This is a genomic window from Acinetobacter sp. I-MWF, assembly GCF_025433935.1.
Taxonomy (GTDB): domain Bacteria; phylum Pseudomonadota; class Gammaproteobacteria; order Pseudomonadales; family Moraxellaceae; genus Acinetobacter; species Acinetobacter guillouiae.
This window is the reverse complement of the sequence record NZ_JAMBAR010000001.1, coordinates 542,264-560,793: the sequence shown is the minus strand read 5'-3', so window position 1 is coordinate 560,793 and position 18,530 is coordinate 542,264. Positions and strand designations below refer to the sequence as shown.

Below are 18,530 nucleotides of genomic sequence, written 5' to 3'. Positions count from 1 at the left end.
TTTTACTTAAAATATCACTATCCTATTGAACGTCAAGTTATTTTTTGAATCGAAATAAAAAAAGCATATCCGAGATATGCTTTTTTATTTTACCTAAATAGAATTTTTAGTTATTTACTTGTTAGATGTGCCAAATCTAACAGAACATTGGCAGCTTCATTCACAAAGGTCTCTTCCTCTGGCAATGCCGGACGTTGGTTTACCTTCATTTTCGCTCTTGATTCAGCCAATGCATCCAAACTTGCTTGGTAACTTTCCCAATTTGAATATGGCTTTAATCCTGTTTCAGTGCGACGCTTATTCTCCGCAGCCAATGTTCTTGCTTCAAGCGCCACCAAATCTGCTTTACGTTTATCAATATCTAAAGAGATTCGTTTTTGATCCTTGGTTTCTTGAGCAATCGCTTTACGCGTCTCTAAGTATTGGAACTGAGGATCACCTGCCGCACGAACTTTTGATTTTTCGCCAAGCTGCGCCACATACGGTTGAATTGACCCTTCACGTTTAAACGGCGCAGTTGGAATCGTATCCCATTTCAAAGCATTTTTAGCTTTACGCTCACCAAACTCTTCATCATAAATATCCACCAGTTTGATATCTGGAATCACGCCTTTGTTTTGGGTGCTGCCACCAGTCACACGGTAGAATTTACGTTGCGTTAAGGTTGCTTGACCATAAGCAAGGCTATCCAATTGAACTTGCGCAGTCCCTTTACCCGTCGTCGTACTTCCTAAAATTACAGCACGATCGTAATCTTGTAAGGCAGCAGAGTAAATTTCACTGGCAGAAGCCGAGGCTAAATTAACCAAAACAGCCAAAGGTCCTGCATAAGTTTGCGCACCACCGTCGGTGTCTTCAAACACGCTCACATTGCCGTTACCATCACGGATTTGAACCACAGGGCCTTCTTTAATCACTTGCCCAATCATTTTGGCAACTTCTTCTAAAGAACCACCTGGGTTATTACGCAAATCAATAATAATCCCTTCAACATTTTGTGCTGCAAGTGACTTCAATGCTTTATTGGTATCTTCTGAAACAGAACGGTATTCAGTCCCTGCACGACGTGCGCGATAGTTCAGATAGAAAGATGGGATTTCTAAAACACCAAACTTATGTTTTTTACCATCACGTATTAGCTCTACAGTACGTGAACGCACACCGGCATCTTCTTCTTGAATCACATCACGAGTAATGGTCACAACTCGTGCTTGGCTCATAGAAGCGCCCGCAGCCAACAATTTCACTGACACCTTGGTGCCACGTTTACCACGAATCAAGCCGACAATTTCAGAACTTGGCCAACCAATCACGTCGACCATTTTATTGCCATCTTGTGCAACGCCAATAATGCGATCACCAGATTTGACCTGCCCTGTCTTACTTGCAGGCCCACCATCTACAATGGTTTCAATCTTGGTATAGTCTTCATTACCACGCTCAGGACGAATCGAAACACCAATACCTTCAAGTTGTAATGTGGTTTGACGATTCAACTCCATAGCATCAACAGGTGGGAAATAATTGCTGTGTGGATCATAGGTCAAGGTCATTGCATTGAGGATACGTTCCAATACATCATCGCTCTTGGTTCGTCCAATACGCTCTAGTTGGCGGGTATACCGCTTGGTAAGCGTTTGAACAGGTGTAAGATCTTCTGATGCTGCCAAATCCTGACCATTGGCCAATGTTGGATCATCTTTTAATGCTTTTTGTTTGGCTTGATCTTCTTGCTTGGCAATGGTGAGATTGATTAATTGCGACACCAACATCTTACGCCAATAGTTTTGCAACTCGGCTTTGCTGGCAAAGAATTCAGCTTTCTCACGATCTGCATCAATAAATTCATTTGGCTGATTTAAGTTCTGGGGCTTTTTAAGTTCAGCCAATTCAAATTCATAAAATTCTTTTAAACGTGCACGATAATGCGCATGAATCGCAAATGGTCCAGACAAATCGCCTGCTTTTAATTTTGCGCCGAGTGTTGCACCATATTGCTTTTTATATTGTTCAATTTCTGAAGCTAAAAATAAGGTGTGCTCTGGATCAAGGCTATCAATATACATGTCGAGAATACGATTTGATGTATTTGCATCTAAACGCATATTCAAATAATGCTGACGGTCAATCAATGTTGCAAGTTGACGTGTCACTAAGGCTTGATCTTGTGAAGGATGAATCGATTGAGACACGTTTGTAGCATTGGTTTCCGCCATTGCCTGATTGATGGTATGGGTAAAGAATAAACCACCTGTTGCAAGTGCTATAGCGCAAGCGAGAGTTTGAATTTTCATAAATTCTTAATACTTCCTTGGGTTTTCCAATTTCTATATCGTTTTTCAATCTGAACTCAACAGTTTCAATATCTTAAACGACTTTATCTGTTTATGTTGTGTAGTTTTAGCATAATCTGTACTGAGTAAGTGTAGCAAATCATTGCAGAAATCGGGTATTGTTTCCCAGTTTATATAAATACAACCGTGGATTCCTATGATCGGCGCATTGATGCTTGATATTGCAGGCACAGAACTTACTCAAGAAGATATTGAACTATTACAAACTCCGCAAGTCGGTGGCATGATTTTATTTTCAAGAAATATAGAATCACCCGCTCAAGTTCGCGCTTTAACCGATCATATGCGCCAAATTCGTCCCGACATTCTTATTGCCGTTGATCAAGAAGGTGGACGAGTACAACGCCTAAAACAAGGTTTTACCCTACTACCAGCCATGGGGCATTTTGGTGAGCTTTACTTAACTCAACCTGAAAAAGCTTTAACTCTGGCTGAACAATGTGGTTGGCTCATGGCAATTGAAGTACTTGCAGTGGGGATTGATTTTAGTTTTGCACCTGTTTTAGATCTGAATGACATTAGTGATGTAATTGGCGATCGTGCCTTTGCAAAAAATGTACAAGATATTGTGCCGCTTGCCAGCGCATTTATGAGAGGAATGCAACGTGCGGGTATGGCAACCACAGGAAAACACTTTCCTGGACATGGTTCTGTGAAAGCAGATTCACATGTTGCTGCAGCAATTGATCCACGTGAATACCAAGACATTTATAACAAGGATATGCAAAGCTTTATTCAGCTACAAACCCAGCTGGATGCACTTATGCCTGCACATGTGATTTATGAAAAAGTAGATCCAAATCCTGCTGGTTTTTCACCTTACTGGATTCAAACGATTTTACGCCAAGAGCTTCAATTTGATGGTGTGTTATTCTCGGATGATTTAAGCATGCAAGCAGCTTGTGTTGCAGGCGGAGCAGATGCACGTATCCGTGCTGCCCTCGAGGCAGGTTGTGATATGGGCTTGGTGTGTAATAACCGTGAATCGGCATGTATTGCATTGGCTGGGATCGAAAACTTACCTTTACCGAATCAAGCACGTTTAGAACGTATGCGTGGCAAAATTCCGCAGATCAGTATTGATGAAACATTTGATCTTGGACATGAATGGCAAGCTGTCAAAAAAGTCATTGAAGAATTTAAAAATTCACTTTAAAACCAATAGAGAGCTATCCATAGGATATTGCGCTAGATAACTCAATTCTCCTGCCCCCTCTTGATGATCAATGGGGGGATCTTAGCCCTTTATTGATTAATAAGCCCTTAATAATTAAAGAGATTTAAGCCATCCTCCTTTTAAAAGGAGGGTTCAAAGGATCAAAAAAGACGACGAAGCAAAATTAAATTTTTAGTTGTGTTTTAATTGCTTTTCATCATGACCCCATTAGAAAAAATAAAAGTTAAGGATAACTATGTCAAACCAGCAACTTTCCAAGCACCGCCATATTTCATTTACAGCCCATTACACAGGCTATATTTGGTATCAAATGGGCATTTCTCATCCCTTATTTGCCACATCCAAAGGTAAAACTTTGGCTATGATTGCCCACCCAATAGAAAGTTGGGGAGAAAAATATGTCGGTGGCAGTATGCGTACCACACTCAAGCAACGTCATACCATGTTGGATGAGCGCTTAGCTGAACTGATTGAACAGTCTCCGAACTTACAAGTATTGGAAATAGCCGCGGGGCTGTCACCAAGAGGCTGGTGGTTTAGACAACATTATCCCTTGATTGATTATCGTGAATTAGATTTACCCGGTATGGCAAAAACCAAGCAAGCGGCGCTTAAGCAAATTGATCACAAGAGCCCAGATGTGTTGTCCGTCGACTTATTTACAGAGGATTTTAAAAAAGCCTTTGAGGTATTTGATCCACAACGACCACTCGTCGTGATCAGTGAAGGTTTAATTAACTACTTCACCAAAGAGCTGTTACAACAATTGATTCAATCGATTGCACATTATGGGCAAGACTTTAACAGTCTGCATTATCTCACCGACCTTTACCCTGAACCAGTAAAAAACAAATTGGCAAAAGTGATTTGGAACAGCAGCAAGCTGTTAAAAGTCATGTCACGAAGTGCTTTTACTTTTCACTTTGTCACACCAGAACAAGTCAGAAATTTTATCTACCAAGCTGGTTTTCAAAAAGTTGACGTGATTCAGCCCCGTGTCTATTTCAATACAGATTCAACTGAATACAATACTGAAGAACATCTAGGTGATTTGGTGTGGATGATTGATGCACAACGCTAAAGCAATCATGTATTGAAATTTAGAGACTTAAATCCTTCGAAACATTAACACTTCGAGATTTAAATACTTCAATTCTAAGAAATAAAAACCAGTCAAAAGACTGGTTTTTTAACAGATCAATATATCAAAGGCTTAAGCTACTGCGCCTTCTTGCGCTATACATAACTGCACTGCTTGGGTCTGGCGTGCAATAAACCGTAATAAGCGATCTGCATTTTCAAAGCTACCATGCTTAAATAGTGCGCGAACACCAGATGCGGAGGTTTCAAAAATCAAACATTCAATCGCAAACTCACCTTCATCATCACTCAAATTTAAAGCCAAATCACGGGTATGTTGATTTACAAAAGCTAAATCTTGTTGATGATCAAGACGCATCAATAAACCAAAGTAATTTAAATCAACCACCTCAACCTGAATCACTTTATTTGAATGGCGATGTGTCAACTGACGATGTGGATCAAGTACTTGAATACGATTTTCACCACGACGCTCGATATGCTGCATTTGTTCCCGTGTGAAATTGACAATCCCATCCAGTCCTTGGATCGACCCACCTTTTAAGTAAGTGGTGAATAAAGTCATGGTTTCTTTACGGCGTTGTAATTGAGGAACATGATCGGCATTGGCAATCATTGCAAACTGCATATCTGGGCATTGTAAAGCAAAGTTTGCATTTTCATGCGGTAAGGTAAAACTGTCGTATTGACCACATGCCACCAGTGTATTCACTTGAGGAACCGGTACATGGCTTAACCGTAATAGACGATTACAATTGATTTCATAACGTTCTTGTTCAGTATTTGAAAACTCAGCCATTTGCTTAAAGAATAATCTTTTGGCCGTGGGAGACATACGCGTTTTATCGAGCTTGGCATGATTAACTAAATACAAAATCACGGCCTGACCAAACTCGCCCATACGTTGTTCTTTCATCAACATCAATGATTCTTCTAACAACATGCGCCAGCTTTTACGAGTTTCTTGCATCACCCCCATCAAGATCATTTTTTCGACCAGTTCAGGGCGTTGATCAACAAAAAATGAAGCGATCACAGAACCTAAAGAAATTCCCACCACAGCAACTTTTTCAATCGCGACAATATCAAGCCACTGTCCCAACATACGAGAAAGATCAGGTAATTCTAATGTCCCCGCAGATAAACCAGAGTCGATATTGGTGATTTGTTGATTGGCGCCCATAGAGGGCAAATCAATCAAAATGACTGGGCCACTTTCAAAGAACTGCTCAACACAATACTTATATGAGTTAAAGTTTTGGAACGCTCCGCCCACAATCACAATCGGGGTATTGTGAATTGTTCGTGGATCTGCGATCGCCATATACTCAATTTTCCAGCCATCAATCCAAGTTGTTCTTGGCTCCTGCTTAAAACTGTTTTTGTGGTATATGTCGAAAAAACCAAAGCTTGATAAAGATTGGTGTGATTCTGTGTCCATTTGGATAATGGAATTCATATCCTTCCTCCATCCTTGCTTTATTCTTTTAATATGCAAGATTTTGACCCGCATTATTCTTTCAAATTCGTGATACGTATGAATTCTGTATCACATCAATGTCCTTATTGTTTCATTCTTACAGATGTGTGATTTATACGCAATCGCTAAATTGACCGTTTATCCAGTTTAAATGGCAAAAGATTTTGCAAGATATTTAACGCTTCAACGCTGCAAAATAAGTTTATTTCAGTGAAATACTTCCTTGGCTTTACTTAGACTGCTACTATCAAAGGGAAATTTTTAATGATCAAATAAACTGCTATGCAAGACTCAATTGAACAGTATATGCAAACTGTAGGGAAGCAAGCACGCCAAGCCGCTAGTGTTTTGGCAGGCGCAACTACACTTGCAAAAAATAATGCCTTATCTGCGATTTATACTGCTTTGGAAAATAGTCAACCGCAAATCTTGGCCGCCAACCACATTGACATGAGCAAAGGTCGTGACAATCAATTGGATAGTGCTTTACTTGATCGTTTAGAACTCAACCCCACACGCTTTAAAGGGATGTTACAAGGCTTAAAAGATGTCATCAGCCTTGTCGATCCGATTGGTGAAATCACGGATCTTGCTTTCCGTCCAACGGGTATTCAGATTGGTAAAATGCGCGTGCCTTTAGGTGTGGTCGGCATGATTTATGAATCACGCCCAAACGTTACCCTTGAAGCCGCCTCACTTGCGTTAAAATCTGGCAATGCCATCATTTTACGTGGTGGTTCTGAAGCATTGAATTCAAATCAAGCAATTGCTGAAGCCATTCAACATGGTTTAAAAGCAGCGGGCTTACCTGAAACTTGTGTACAAGTAATTAACACCACTGACCGTGCTGCCGTGGGTCAATTGATTACCATGTCTGAGTATGTCGATGTCATCGTACCTCGTGGCGGTAAAGGCTTGATTGAACGCATTACCAATGAAGCAACCATTCCTGTGATTAAACATCTTGATGGAAACTGCCATGTTTTTGTTGAGGCTCAGGCGGATCTACATAAAGCACTTCCTATCGCATTAAACTCAAAAACACATCGTTATGGTGTGTGTAATGCAATGGAAACACTCTTGGTTGATGAAAAAATTGCGGAAGAGTTTTTACCCCGTATCGCAGAGCTGTATGCAGAAAAAAACGTTGAATTGCGTGGCTGTATCAATGTTCAAAAAATCTTAGGCAATGCTGTAAAACCAGCCAGTGAAGAAGATTGGTATGAAGAATATTTAGGTCCAATCTTGGCAGTGAAAATTGTGACTGGGATTGAAGAAGCCATTCAACATATTAACAAATATGGCTCACATCATACCGATGCAATCATCACTGAAAACTTTAGCTTAGCGCGTCAATTCTTGACCCGTGTAGATTCAAGTTCAGTCATGGTCAATGCTTCGACGCGTTTTGCTGATGGTTTCGAATACGGTTTAGGTGCTGAAATTGGTATTTCTACCGATAAAATCCATGCCCGTGGCCCAGTCGGTCTTGAAGGTTTAACCTCGCAAAAATGGATTGTTTTAGGCGATGGTCAAATTCGTCATTGATTCCAAGCTTGAATAACTCGACTCAGCATTTATCTCAAACATAAGTGCTGAGTTTTTTATTTTTAATACACAGTAAAAACATCAATCAATTTAAAATTTTGATAAAAAATATGTATTTGCCTTTTAGAAAGACGCAAAGATTGCCTTTGGATAGGACAAGATTATTTACAAGAAACTATATAATGCTGATAGATTAAAACAACAATGAGTGATAATTTTTAACAATCAATTGATAAATATTAATTATTAATCAATATCAGGTCGATAGTCCAAAAGTCTAATCACCTAAAGTCTATCTAGGACAAAAAAACTACACATGGTACAACATGACTGCTGATCTAATTTGCCCTTTATAAACAAGCATAATCAGATCAATCAGGATGACTTTTTTAAATTATAATTTCGGGTATTCAAACGTGTCTACATCAGTATTAGTAATTAACTGCGGATCTTCATCAATCAAATATGCGCTTGTTTCTGAACGTCGTGAAGATCGAATCTTTGGTTTAGCAGAAAATCTAGGCTCTGCTGATGCACGTATTAAAGGAATCACGGCGGGCAATCAACCGCTTGAGCTTTCAATTCCCTATGCAGACCATGAAAAAGCTTTAGAAACCATCTTAGGTCGTTTATCACAGTATAAACCTCAAGCCATTGGACACCGTGTTGTTCATGGCGGTACCTTAACCAAAGCTGAGTTATTGACGCCTGAAATTGTAGAAAAAATTCGTGAAGCAACACCACTTGCACCGCTGCATAACCCAGCTCATTTAGTCGGTATCGATGCGACAATGCGCCTATTCCCTGAATTACCGCAAGTTGCAGTATTTGATACAGCATTCCATCAAACCATGCCTGCACATGCATATCGTTATGCTTTACCAAAGTTCCTGTATACACAACACAACGTTCGTCGTTATGGTTTCCATGGTACCAGTCATGCCTATGTTTCTGAACGTGGTTCTGAACTCGCGGGTAGCTACAAACATGGCGGTTGGTTAACAGCACACTTAGGCAATGGTAGCTCAACTTGCGCCATTTGGAATGGTCAAAGTGTCGATACCTCCATGGGACTGACTCCGCTTGAAGGTGTGGTGATGGGTACCCGTAGTGGTGATGTTGATCCAAGTATTCATAGCTTCCTTGCTTCAAATCTAGGCTGGGACATCTATAAAATTGATAAAATGCTGAACAGTGAATCAGGCTTACTGGGCTTATCAGATCTTTCAAATGATATGCGTACCTTGATTGAAGCTTCAGAACAAGGCAATGAAGATGCGACTTTGGCGATTGAAGTATTCTGTTATCGTTTAGCCAAATCACTTGCGGCATTAAGCTGCGGTTTACCACGTATCGATGGTTTATTCTTTACTGGCGGTATTGGTGAAAACTCTGCCTATATTCGTGAAAAAACCATTGCTTACTTACCACACTTCGGTTTCAACCTCAGCAAAGAACAGAATGATGGTTTAAAACGTGGTACAGAAGGTCGAATTGATGCTGGAACAGGTCCTCAAATTTGGGTCATACCAACCGATGAAGAAGGTCGTATTGCTAAAGAAACCGTTCATGTTGTAGAACACGAGGTACAACAGGCCGCAAAAAAGCCTGAATCTGATATTGCGACAGCTTAAGCTGTCGTAAGTTTTGTACGAGCTTTGGGTATACCTGTTGAAATTGCAGCATACTCAAGCTCGTTATTACAATTGATCTTGAGCAGATTTTTGATATAAAGCTGTTTTGTAATCGTTTAAGCTGGCATAAATATATAAACCAGTCTTGTAGATGAATATCGTTTTGCGATCACTGTATACACCACCGAAAAGATGTTGAGTGAAACAGATGATTGGAGATATTCATCTTCAATTTACCCATAAATTCACATATTTTTACTGATTAAAGAATCGTCTATGAAAACAATTTTATTGGTTCCAACTGGGGAAGGCGTAGGCTTAACGTCTGCGTGTTTAGGCTTAGTCTATGCATTGGAATGCCAAGGCGTTAAAGCAGGCTTTGTAAAACCATTTTCACAAGAATTAATCGCTGAACCAGACCGCACCACTGCGCTTTACCGTCATATCTCAAAATTAGATACGGTTGAACCGATAGCTTATACAAAAATCACGCAACAGCTCAATGATGGTGAAACTGATGAGCTCCTTGAAGAAGCAGTCAGCTTACAACGCCAAATTGCAAAGTCCCATGACATTGTGATTGTAGAAGGCTTAGTCCCTACTGCACGTGATGCTTTTGCCAGTGATTTAAATGCCTCTTTGGCGCAAGCTTTAGATGCTAAAGTTATCTTTGTCAGCAATGCCAATATCGAAAAACCAGAACAAACTGCTGAAAAAGTTGAAGCACAAGTACGTAATTTTGGTGGTGCATCATCATCGCGTAATGCAGGCGTATTGTTTATGCGTACCCGCGGTTTACCTGCTGAATCTGCACAAATTCCAGTGACCATTGACCCAAGCTTACGTTTAGTTGCAGATACTGAAAAATTTAAAACTGAAATTCAAAAAACTCATGCACACATCGGCTCAGCAACATTTCCAATTATTGGCTTAGTTCCATTCAGTGACACCTTGAGTGTGCCTCGCATCTCAGACTTAGCAAAACAAATTCAAGCCACGTGGATTAATCAAGGCAAAGCCAACACACGCCGTGTATTGCACAGCAGTTTAATTGCGTCAAATATTGAACATGAACTACAAAAATTCGTTGCAGGCGAACTGATTATCAGTGCTTCCGATCGTATTGATGTGTTATTGGCCAGTAGTTTAGCCACCAGCAATGGCATTCCACTCGCAGGTTTAGTTTTAACTGAACACCATGAGCCAAATCCATTGGTTTTAGAGTTCTGCCAGTCTGCAATTAAAAATGGTCTACCGATTTTACACACACCACTCAGTACCTTTGAAACAGCACAGCAACTTGCCAATTTAAGCAATGAAATTCCTGTGGATGATACTGAACGTGCCGATCAAGTGACCCGCTTCGTTTCAAGCCATATTGATCCAGAATGGTTGACCCAAATGTTGAATGGTGACTATAAACCCCGTTTATCTCCTTCTGCATTCCGCCATGAATTGGTACAAAAATCTATTGCTGCAAAAAAACGTATTGTACTGCCTGAAGGTGATGAGCCGCGTACCATTCAAGCCGCAGCAATTTGTCAATCTCGTGGTATTGCGCAATGTGTATTGTTAGCAAAGCCTGAAGCGGTACTTGAAGTCGCCAAAGCACGTAATATTGAACTCCCTGTGGATTTAGAAATTATTGATCCAGATCTGATCCGTGAAAACTACGTGACCCAAATGGTTGAATTACGCAAAGGTAAACTCAACGAATTACAAGCACGTGAGCAACTGCAAGATACTGTAGTACTCGGTACAATGATGCTGGCACTTGATCAAGTCGATGGACTGGTTTCTGGTGCTGTGCACACCACCGCCAATACAGTGCGCCCTGCATTCCAGCTGATCAAAACTGCACCAGAATACTCCTTGGTCTCTTCAATCTTCTTTATGCTGTTACCAGACGAAGTTTATGTATATGGTGATTGCGCGATCAACCCTGATCCAGATGCTGAGCAATTGGCAGAGATTGCAATTCAATCTGCAGATTCGGCAAAAGCATTTGGTATTGATCCACGTATTGCCATGATTTCTTATTCAACCGGTACTTCAGGCGCAGGTGCAGAAGTTGAAAAAGTTGCAAAAGCCACGGAAATTGCCAAACAACGTCGTCCAGATTTACTGATTGATGGTCCTTTACAATATGATGCTGCATCTGTTGAAAGCGTTGGCCGCTCTAAAGCACCAGACTCTCAAGTTGCTGGGCGTGCCAATGTATTTATCTTCCCAGATCTCAATACAGGCAATACCACCTATAAAGCAGTTCAACGCTCGGCTAATGTGGTCAGTGTTGGTCCAATGCTGCAAGGTTTAAATAAACCTGTAAATGACTTGTCGCGTGGTGCATTGGTAGATGATATTGTCTTTACCATTGCATTGACCGCGATTCAGTCAGAACAACAAGCCGCACATTAATGCTGATCTGCTAGACATAAAAAACCACCCAAATCAATTGGGTGGTTTTTTATAATATACTGACGAAAAACTCATAAATCAGTCTTTATGATACTGATATCCCCATCGATTCAATTGCTATCATGAGTATTAGACAGCTTTATTTTCAATGAAATTAAAGCTTAGAAGAAATAGTTCACGCGGAATAAATAATTTCGAGGAGTACCCGGCATAGCGTTTGAACGCCAATATTCTTTATCTGTTAAATTATTCACAGCAATCGTCGCGCCCCATTTATCATCTTTATAACCAATTGCAGCATCGATACGAGTCCAGTCTGGCATTTTGGTGGTATTTTCATCAGAAGTATAATAATCCCCCATATAGGTTGCACCAACCTCACCATAAATTTTTTCGGTAGGAAGATAACGTACAAATAAATTGCCTGTATGCTTGGAAACATTGCGTAAATTATTATCAACCAATTCAGGTCTTAAATCATGTTTAGTAATTTTGGCATCTGTATAACCATAGCCACCTCGAACATAAATATTATTCAGTGCCTGACCAATAAAACTAAACTCTAATCCTTTAGATTCATTTTCCCCAACAACAACATAAGGCGAGTTATTATCATCTGGATCTTTACGCGCGCGGATATTATGTTTTTTAATATTGAATACAGATAATTGTGTATTTAGCTTAGAATCCAGCCAATCACTTTTTATACCCACTTCATATTGATCAAGATATTGCGGCTCATAATTAAATGCACTTAGATCATCGGTTGCATTTATAACATTGACGCCCATATTGCCGCCAAAAGGTGAAAAACTTCGACTATAAGATGCATATAGACTTTGTTCAGGGACGGGTTGCCATACAAAACCTACATTTGGGCTAAATGTCTCATCTTTAACTGCACGTGATTGTCGATATGATGTTGAACTCTCTAATTTATTTGTGGTTTTTGACTCATAGTAATCATAACGCCCACCTAACATCATTTTAAACTGATCATTAAAGCTAATGAGATCCTGAAGGAAAAGCGCATAATTTGTTCCTTCATTATAATTGTGAGAGGTCGTAATATGCCCTGTGCCACGGTTACTAAAACGATCACCTGTTAGTGGGTTCACAAATCCATAAATCAATGATCCATCCTTGTTTTTATTTGATAGTAAAGGTTCTCGCTGTTCATAAGACCAGTCTGTACCGACTAGAACATTATGTTTAATCGCACCAGTATTAAACTCACCAGTTATATCCCAAGTATTAGTTGTAGTTTTATTGGTTGTTTGCTGCCAATAATAAATTTGATTGACATAACCTTTATAACATCCTTTATTTGTATTCGTTGGCTTCACGTCAGCAGTACACATCGAGCCTAAATAAAAATGATCAAAATTTTGTTCCGACTCACGATGACTTAAGCCCCAATGAAATTTCCAATTTGGCGCAAATTCATATTTAACATCTGTACGCATTGTTTGAAGAATATCTTCTACATAATCCCCAGATTGAGCAAACCCCATCTTAATTGAAGTCCCAGCAGGCAAGTTCTCATAGGAAGGACCACGATCAGGAACTCGATGTATATTGTCGTAAGTAAATTCGGTCGTCCAAAGTAGTTTTTCATCATCACTACGATAAGTCACACTTGGAGAAATCATTTCCTCATTGGCACCGATATCAGAACGGAAACTATTGGTATCGGACTTTTCACCAACCAAACGTACAGCCCAGTTATCATTAAGCACTTTATTAATATCAAGCGTTCCGCCAACATTATCATAAGAACCCACGTATGCCCCAACTGAGCTTCCCGAATCAAAATTTGCATATTTGGTGACCATATTGATCACACCACCACCGCCACTACGGCCATATAATACAGATGCAGGACCTTTTAAAATTTCAATTCGTTCAACATTGGCGGTACTGCGACGTATCTGTCCACTTTCACGCACGCCATCACGATAGATATCTCCAGAATCCGCACTAAACCCTCGCAGCATAATACCATCACCACGCATATCATAACTGGTTGAAACGCCCGGCGTGCCTTGTAACATAACACTCAGATCATTTGCGCCATACAGCTTATATTTAGAAACATCAATTGTATCAATCGTTTGTGGTATATCTTTTTTATCTAAACCATTTCTCGTAACATTGGCTTGTTTATAGTCCACATATGTTTTTATTGGGTCACCATCATTCATTGCTTCAATGACAATGGTGGGAAGCGTTGCTGTGCTTTTTTTCTGTTCTTCACTGCTATCTGTATTTGCAAATGTTAAAGAGGAAACGAAAAGTCCTCCCGTCGACAGCATCATTAAAGTTAAGCTTTTTTTAACAAAAGGCATTATTGCACCAAGAAAAACAATGAGAATTATTATCATTATAATATGATTTTTCACTAAAATTTACAATAACACGCTAATTTAACTACAAAATAATGATAGGTAAAAAAATAAACGTGAAAAGTATATTAAATTAGCTAAGATTATTTTTACTTATTTAGAAATTAAACTAAAAAATAACTTCAATACCCACAATTAAAATATATTAATCTCTTAATTTGAGAATATTAAAATTTTTAGATATTTTTGTATTTATTGCTTAATTTATTTTCATCTAGGTATTTTATATTCTCTTGGCTAACCAAACAGTATGCCCAGTACAATCACGATCTTCAGCAATCATCTTTATCACTTCAAAATTATATTTTTTAAATAGTTCATGATACTCAGCGGATGATAAGCTCGCATGATACAGCGCATCACCAAACATCTCTCCAACCGCTTCACCCTGTGATGGTCCACTGGTAAACATTAAAGCAGCGCCAGCTTTTGTATATTGATCAAAAATTTCAAACATATCTTGCTGATCTTGTGGTGTAAGATGAAAAAAGCTATCCCAAGCGAGTATTGCATCAAATTTGCGATCTAAATTTACTGTTCGCATATCAGCTAAAATCCAAGTGTGCTCAGGAAAATTCTGTTTCGCCATTTCAATCATCACATCAGAACTATCAACACCTGTCACAGTATTCGCTTGCTCAATCAAATAAGCTGCAATTGGCTTTGCTGAACCACAACCCAAGTCAAGAATATGGGAATGAGCTGGAATTAAAGCTAAAAAGCGATCCAACCACGCTTTTTCATAAAGAAATTCCCCGCGTAATTCAGTCCATGCACGAGCATGCTTTGTATAAATTTCAATAATATTTTCCGCAAGATGCGTATAGTTTTCCATTTTGTTGTTATTTAGCCCAAGCTTTTAACTCAATAGAGTATAGAGCTTTTCACCCTGTAAAATCTGAAATTTATTTCAATACGGCTTTATCATCATTTATATAAAAAGTAGAAAAGTTGACTTGATCAATCAAAATATAAGCTGAGTTTCTCAAATAAAATCATAAAACTTTAGGCTGAAATTAGATCTAAGCCACCACAAAACAAGCAATATCACGTATAATTTAGCCCGCTAGCTAACAGCCCGCTCAAGAGATTTTTGATATGACAACTATTATCAAACAAGATGACTTGATCACATCGGTCAAGGACGCGCTTCAGTTCATTTCGTACTATCATCCACAAGACTTTATCCAAGCGATGAGCCGTGCTTATGATCGTGAAGAGAACCAAGCTGCAAAGGATGCAATTGCACAAATCTTAATTAATTCACGTATGTGTGCAGAAGGTCATCGTCCAATCTGTCAAGATACTGGTATTGTTAACGTATTTGTTGACGTGGGCTTAGATGTTAAATTTGATTTAACCATGAGCTTAGATGATGCGATCAATGAAGGTGTACGCCAAGGTTATTTAGAAAATAGTAACGTACTCCGCGCTTCAGTTTTAGCAGATCCTGCTTTTGGTCGTAAAAATACCAAAGACAATACACCTGCTGTAATTCACTACAAACTCGTTCCAGGCAATAAAGTCGATATTACTGTTGCAGCGAAAGGTGGTGGTTCAGAGAATAAATCTAAACTGGCAATGCTTAACCCTTCTGACTCGATCGTAGATTGGGTACTTAAAACTGTACCAACGATGGGTGCGGGTTGGTGTCCTCCAGGAATGCTCGGTATTGGTATTGGTGGTACTGCTGAAAAAGCCATGATGCTTGCAAAAGAATCGCTCATGGAAGAAATCAATATGGACGAGTTACTTCGCCGTGGCCCACAGAACCAAATCGAAGAACTGCGTATTGAAATCTTTGAAAAAGTAAATGCATTGGGTATCGGTGCACAAGGCCTTGGTGGTTTAACCACAGTGCTTGATATCAAGATCAAAGACTACCCTTGCCATGCTGCTGGTAAACCAGTTGGTATGATTCCAAACTGTGCTGCAACTCGTCACGCTCATTTCCAGTTAGACGGTTCAGGTATCGCACATATTCAAGCGCCTTTACTTTCAGATTACCCTGAAGTGACTTGGGATACGTCAACGTCTAAACGTGTTGACTTAGACAATATCACACAGGAAGAAATGAACTCATGGCAACCGGGCGATACATTATTATTGAACGGTACCATCTATACAGGTCGTGATGCTGCGCATAAACGCATGGTTGACATGTTGAATAAAGGCGAACAGTTACCTGTAGATCTCAAAGGTAAATTCATTTACTACGTGGGGCCTGTAGATCCTGTAGGCGATGAAGTTGTAGGCCCTGCTGGCCCAACAACAGCAACACGTATGGACAAGTTCACACGTCAAGTCCTTGAAGCAACAGGCTTGTTCGGTATGATCGGTAAAGCGGATCGTGGCCCTGCTGCTGTTGAAGCGATCAAAGACAATCAAGCAACTTATTTGATGGCTGTTGGTGGTGCTGCTTATTTAGTATCTAAAGCCATCCGTGAAGCAGAAGTTGTTGCATTTGCTGACTTAGGTATGGAAGCTATTTACAAATTTAAAGTACAAGACATGCCTGTATCTGTTGCAGTTGATGTCAATGGTACTTCTATTCATGCGACTGCACCTAAAATCTGGCAAGCCAAAATTGGTAAAATCCCAGTGGTTGATGCTGTTGCTCAATAATCTGATCTAAAGCTTAGATTAAGCTTGAGCATCACTTAAAAAGCACTCTATGATTAGAGTGCTTTTTATTTTGAGTCAGATCATGAACTTTATAAAATATATTATTTTTTCTGGGTTATTTGTATGCTTGATCTCTATTCAAAGTTTTGCCTCAAACACAGATAGTGATGCCATTGACCGATTAGCGCAAGGTATCATTACTAATCAAATATGGCGCCTACAATACAATGAAAGTGCAAAACGGATCTATCAAAATCAAGCAGAAAATCTAATCAAAAACGGATTAAGTACAATAGAACTCACTGATAAAGAAAAACAAATCATTCCTCAAATTGTAGAGATTTATCAGGCAATACCAGAAAATATTCTCCGAGATCCACAATTTATCGCCCAAACTAAACAAATTCTTTTAGAATCGTTAAGTTCTCAAGAAATTGATATGCTCTCTCAGCGTGATACAACATCAAGCCAAGAGCTATACACAAAACTTGCCAATATTGACACAGAAATATTCCTAGAAAGCAATGCTGCTATTCATAAGGCAGTCAATGATCCTCAATTTATCCAACAATATCGCAATAAAATTGGAGAAATTATTCAGCAACTGCATCATTTAGATGAAAATAAATAAAGGAAAACCTATGAAAATTAAGCAGTTCGTTTTAACTTTAAGTTTATGCTGTATCACAGTGTCAAGTTTTGCATCTCCAGCAACAGATAAAAGTGTCAACAAATTGATGCAGCTCTCCAATATCTCAGAGATTTTCAAACAAAGTACTCGTGATATGCAACCCTACTTTGACGATCAAGCAGAAGCTCTTGTTCGCCAAGTGACGGGGGCTCAAACATTGAATATCGATCAGCAAAATGCAGCACTACAAATTAGTGCGCTGTATAGTGATATTCAACAACAGCTGGTGACTGACCCTGAATATCTCAACATGTTTAAATCATTATTTAAAAAGACCTTTACTGAAGAAGAAGTTCAAGCCAATATCGCTTTTTTAAGTACACCGATTGGACAATCTATCAATCAAAAGATGAACACGCTTATGACAGAAGTCATGCAAGAAACCGCAAAGTTTTCTCAAGAAAAAATGCTAAAAGTAGAAAATCAAAAAGCCCTGAAAGAAAAAATGGAAACGATTTTAAAGCCAATTCTTCAAGTTGAATAAGCTTTTACTCAACCATTTTATGATGTGAATTACAACCAGAACTTATATAGGTATTTTATGAAATTACTCCGACACTTACTACTTGCAAGCGCATGTATCAGCACAAATTTTGCTTTTGCAGCGCCCGCTTCAGACCAACAAGTTCAACAATTATTAAAAGTCATGAATATTGATGAACTGCTACAAGAAACCATACAACAAATTCGCCCTCAGTTAGATCAACAAGCTTACCAAATCATTCAAATGACAGTAAAAAAAGATCAGCTCAATCCACAAGAACAAATTGTCGCCAATGAGCTTGCTGACAAAATGTATGAGCAAAGTAAAAAAACTGTTGCGTGGGATCAAATCAAACCTGTTTATCTTAAGATTTATAAAGACATATACAGTGCTGAAGAAGTTCAAGCTCAAATTGATTTTTATTCAAGTGCAATTGGACAGTCTATTTTGAAAAAAACACCTCAAGTTGCTCAAGAAACCATGAAAGTCATGAACAGCCAACTGATTAAAAGTGTACAAACTGCATCTAAAGACTTTAAAGAAGTGACTAAAAAGCTAGATGCTTTAAAAAAGGCCGCAAATACTCAATAAAACAAATAAGAAAAGAGAGCTC

General features: G+C 39.1%; 12 protein-coding genes and 2 pseudogenes. 9 read left to right on the top strand and 5 right to left on the bottom strand.

Translation table 11 applies throughout. The features are described 5' to 3' along the window. Window positions 1–110: 110 nt before the first annotated feature. Entirely contained in the window at window positions 111–2,294 is a 2,184-nt protein-coding gene (locus tag M2R48_RS02695; RefSeq protein ID WP_262085004.1) for a carboxy terminal-processing peptidase, read from the bottom strand. 196 nt (window positions 2,295–2,490) lie between these two features. Here M2R48_RS02695 and nagZ point away from each other — a divergent pair, with 196 nt between their 5' ends. Both nagZ and M2R48_RS02685 read left to right on the top strand, forming a co-directional pair. Beyond that, the gene (gene nagZ / locus M2R48_RS02690) at window positions 2,491–3,510 is read left to right on the top strand and encodes a beta-N-acetylhexosaminidase (protein ID WP_262085003.1); all 1,020 of its coding nucleotides are present in this window, start codon (window positions 2,491–2,493) and stop codon (window positions 3,508–3,510) included. 256 nt (window positions 3,511–3,766) lie between these two features. After that, window positions 3,767–4,612 (top strand): class I SAM-dependent methyltransferase, encoded by an 846-nt coding sequence (locus M2R48_RS02685; RefSeq protein WP_262085002.1) that lies wholly within the window; start codon window positions 3,767–3,769, stop codon window positions 4,610–4,612. Window positions 4,613–4,744: 132 nt separating this feature from the next. Here the strand turns inward: M2R48_RS02685 and M2R48_RS21595 are convergent. Further along, window positions 4,745–4,966 (bottom strand): annotated as a pseudogene (locus tag M2R48_RS21595) (alpha/beta hydrolase); the annotation flags it as partial. A gap of 77 nt (window positions 4,967–5,043) precedes the next feature. After that, window positions 5,044–6,091: pseudogene (locus M2R48_RS02680) on the bottom strand (alpha/beta fold hydrolase); the annotation flags it as partial. Window positions 6,092–6,394: 303 nt separating this feature from the next. Between M2R48_RS02680 and M2R48_RS02675 the strand changes: the two are divergent. From M2R48_RS02675 to pta, 3 genes are all read left to right on the top strand, one after another. Continuing rightward, window positions 6,395–7,660 carry a glutamate-5-semialdehyde dehydrogenase gene (locus M2R48_RS02675; RefSeq protein WP_262085001.1) on the top strand — a complete coding sequence of 422 codons (1,266 nt, stop codon included), beginning with the start codon at window positions 6,395–6,397 and terminating at the stop codon, window positions 7,658–7,660. Between the two features lie 416 nt (window positions 7,661–8,076). Then, entirely contained in the window at window positions 8,077–9,294 is a 1,218-nt protein-coding gene (locus M2R48_RS02670) for an acetate/propionate family kinase (RefSeq protein ID WP_034610100.1), read from the top strand. Between the two features lie 276 nt (window positions 9,295–9,570). Beyond that, on the top strand, window positions 9,571–11,712 hold the full coding sequence (gene pta, locus M2R48_RS02665) for a phosphate acetyltransferase (protein ID WP_262085000.1): 2,142 nt from the start codon (window positions 9,571–9,573) through the stop codon (window positions 11,710–11,712). Window positions 11,713–11,873: 161 nt separating this feature from the next. On the opposite strand, the gene M2R48_RS02660 is transcribed toward pta, so the two are convergent. Both M2R48_RS02660 and M2R48_RS02655 read right to left on the bottom strand, forming a co-directional pair. Continuing rightward, window positions 11,874–14,060: a TonB-dependent receptor gene (locus M2R48_RS02660; RefSeq protein ID WP_239046486.1), complete on the bottom strand. Its 2,187-nt coding sequence runs from the start codon at window positions 14,058–14,060 to the stop codon at window positions 11,874–11,876. 280 nt (window positions 14,061–14,340) lie between these two features. After that, complete coding sequence (locus tag M2R48_RS02655; RefSeq protein WP_262084999.1) at window positions 14,341–14,952, bottom strand: class I SAM-dependent methyltransferase; 612 nt, start codon at window positions 14,950–14,952, stop codon at window positions 14,341–14,343. A gap of 263 nt (window positions 14,953–15,215) precedes the next feature. Here M2R48_RS02655 and M2R48_RS02650 point away from each other — a divergent pair, with 263 nt between their 5' ends. The 4 genes from M2R48_RS02650 to M2R48_RS02635 all read left to right on the top strand — a co-directional run bounded on the left by M2R48_RS02650 (window position 15,216) and on the right by M2R48_RS02635 (window position 18,508). After that, window positions 15,216–16,742 (top strand): fumarate hydratase, encoded by a 1,527-nt coding sequence (locus tag M2R48_RS02650; protein WP_244014929.1) that lies wholly within the window; start codon window positions 15,216–15,218, stop codon window positions 16,740–16,742. Window positions 16,743–16,824: 82 nt separating this feature from the next. Continuing rightward, window positions 16,825–17,373 (top strand): hypothetical protein, encoded by a 549-nt coding sequence (locus M2R48_RS02645; RefSeq protein ID WP_262084998.1) that lies wholly within the window; start codon window positions 16,825–16,827, stop codon window positions 17,371–17,373. A gap of 10 nt (window positions 17,374–17,383) precedes the next feature. Further along, on the top strand, window positions 17,384–17,917 hold the full coding sequence (locus M2R48_RS02640; RefSeq protein WP_262084997.1) for a DUF2059 domain-containing protein: 534 nt from the start codon (window positions 17,384–17,386) through the stop codon (window positions 17,915–17,917). A gap of 57 nt (window positions 17,918–17,974) precedes the next feature. Further along, entirely contained in the window at window positions 17,975–18,508 is a 534-nt protein-coding gene (locus tag M2R48_RS02635; protein ID WP_262084996.1) for a DUF2059 domain-containing protein, read from the top strand. Window positions 18,509–18,530 lie beyond the last annotated feature (22 nt).

What these genes read in the sequence shown, in the direction of transcription:
- M2R48_RS02650 (WP_244014929.1), top strand. Translation starts at nt 15,216, where the DNA reads ATGACAACTATTATCAAACAAGATGACTTGATCACATCGGTCAAGGAC.
- M2R48_RS02675 (WP_262085001.1), top strand. Translation starts at nt 6,395, where the DNA reads ATGCAAGACTCAATTGAACAGTATATGCAAACTGTAGGGAAGCAAGCA.
- M2R48_RS02645 (WP_262084998.1), top strand. Translation starts at nt 16,825, where the DNA reads ATGAACTTTATAAAATATATTATTTTTTCTGGGTTATTTGTATGCTTG.
- nagZ (WP_262085003.1), top strand. Translation starts at nt 2,491, where the DNA reads ATGATCGGCGCATTGATGCTTGATATTGCAGGCACAGAACTTACTCAA.
- M2R48_RS02655 (WP_262084999.1), bottom strand. Translation starts at nt 14,952, where the DNA reads ATGGAAAACTATACGCATCTTGCGGAAAATATTATTGAAATTTATACA.
- M2R48_RS02635 (WP_262084996.1), top strand. Translation starts at nt 17,975, where the DNA reads ATGAAATTACTCCGACACTTACTACTTGCAAGCGCATGTATCAGCACA.
- M2R48_RS02695 (WP_262085004.1), bottom strand. Translation starts at nt 2,294, where the DNA reads ATGAAAATTCAAACTCTCGCTTGCGCTATAGCACTTGCAACAGGTGGT.
- pta (WP_262085000.1), top strand. Translation starts at nt 9,571, where the DNA reads ATGAAAACAATTTTATTGGTTCCAACTGGGGAAGGCGTAGGCTTAACG.
- M2R48_RS02685 (WP_262085002.1), top strand. Translation starts at nt 3,767, where the DNA reads ATGTCAAACCAGCAACTTTCCAAGCACCGCCATATTTCATTTACAGCC.
- M2R48_RS02660 (WP_239046486.1), bottom strand. Translation starts at nt 14,060, where the DNA reads ATGCCTTTTGTTAAAAAAAGCTTAACTTTAATGATGCTGTCGACGGGA.
- M2R48_RS02640 (WP_262084997.1), top strand. Translation starts at nt 17,384, where the DNA reads ATGAAAATTAAGCAGTTCGTTTTAACTTTAAGTTTATGCTGTATCACA.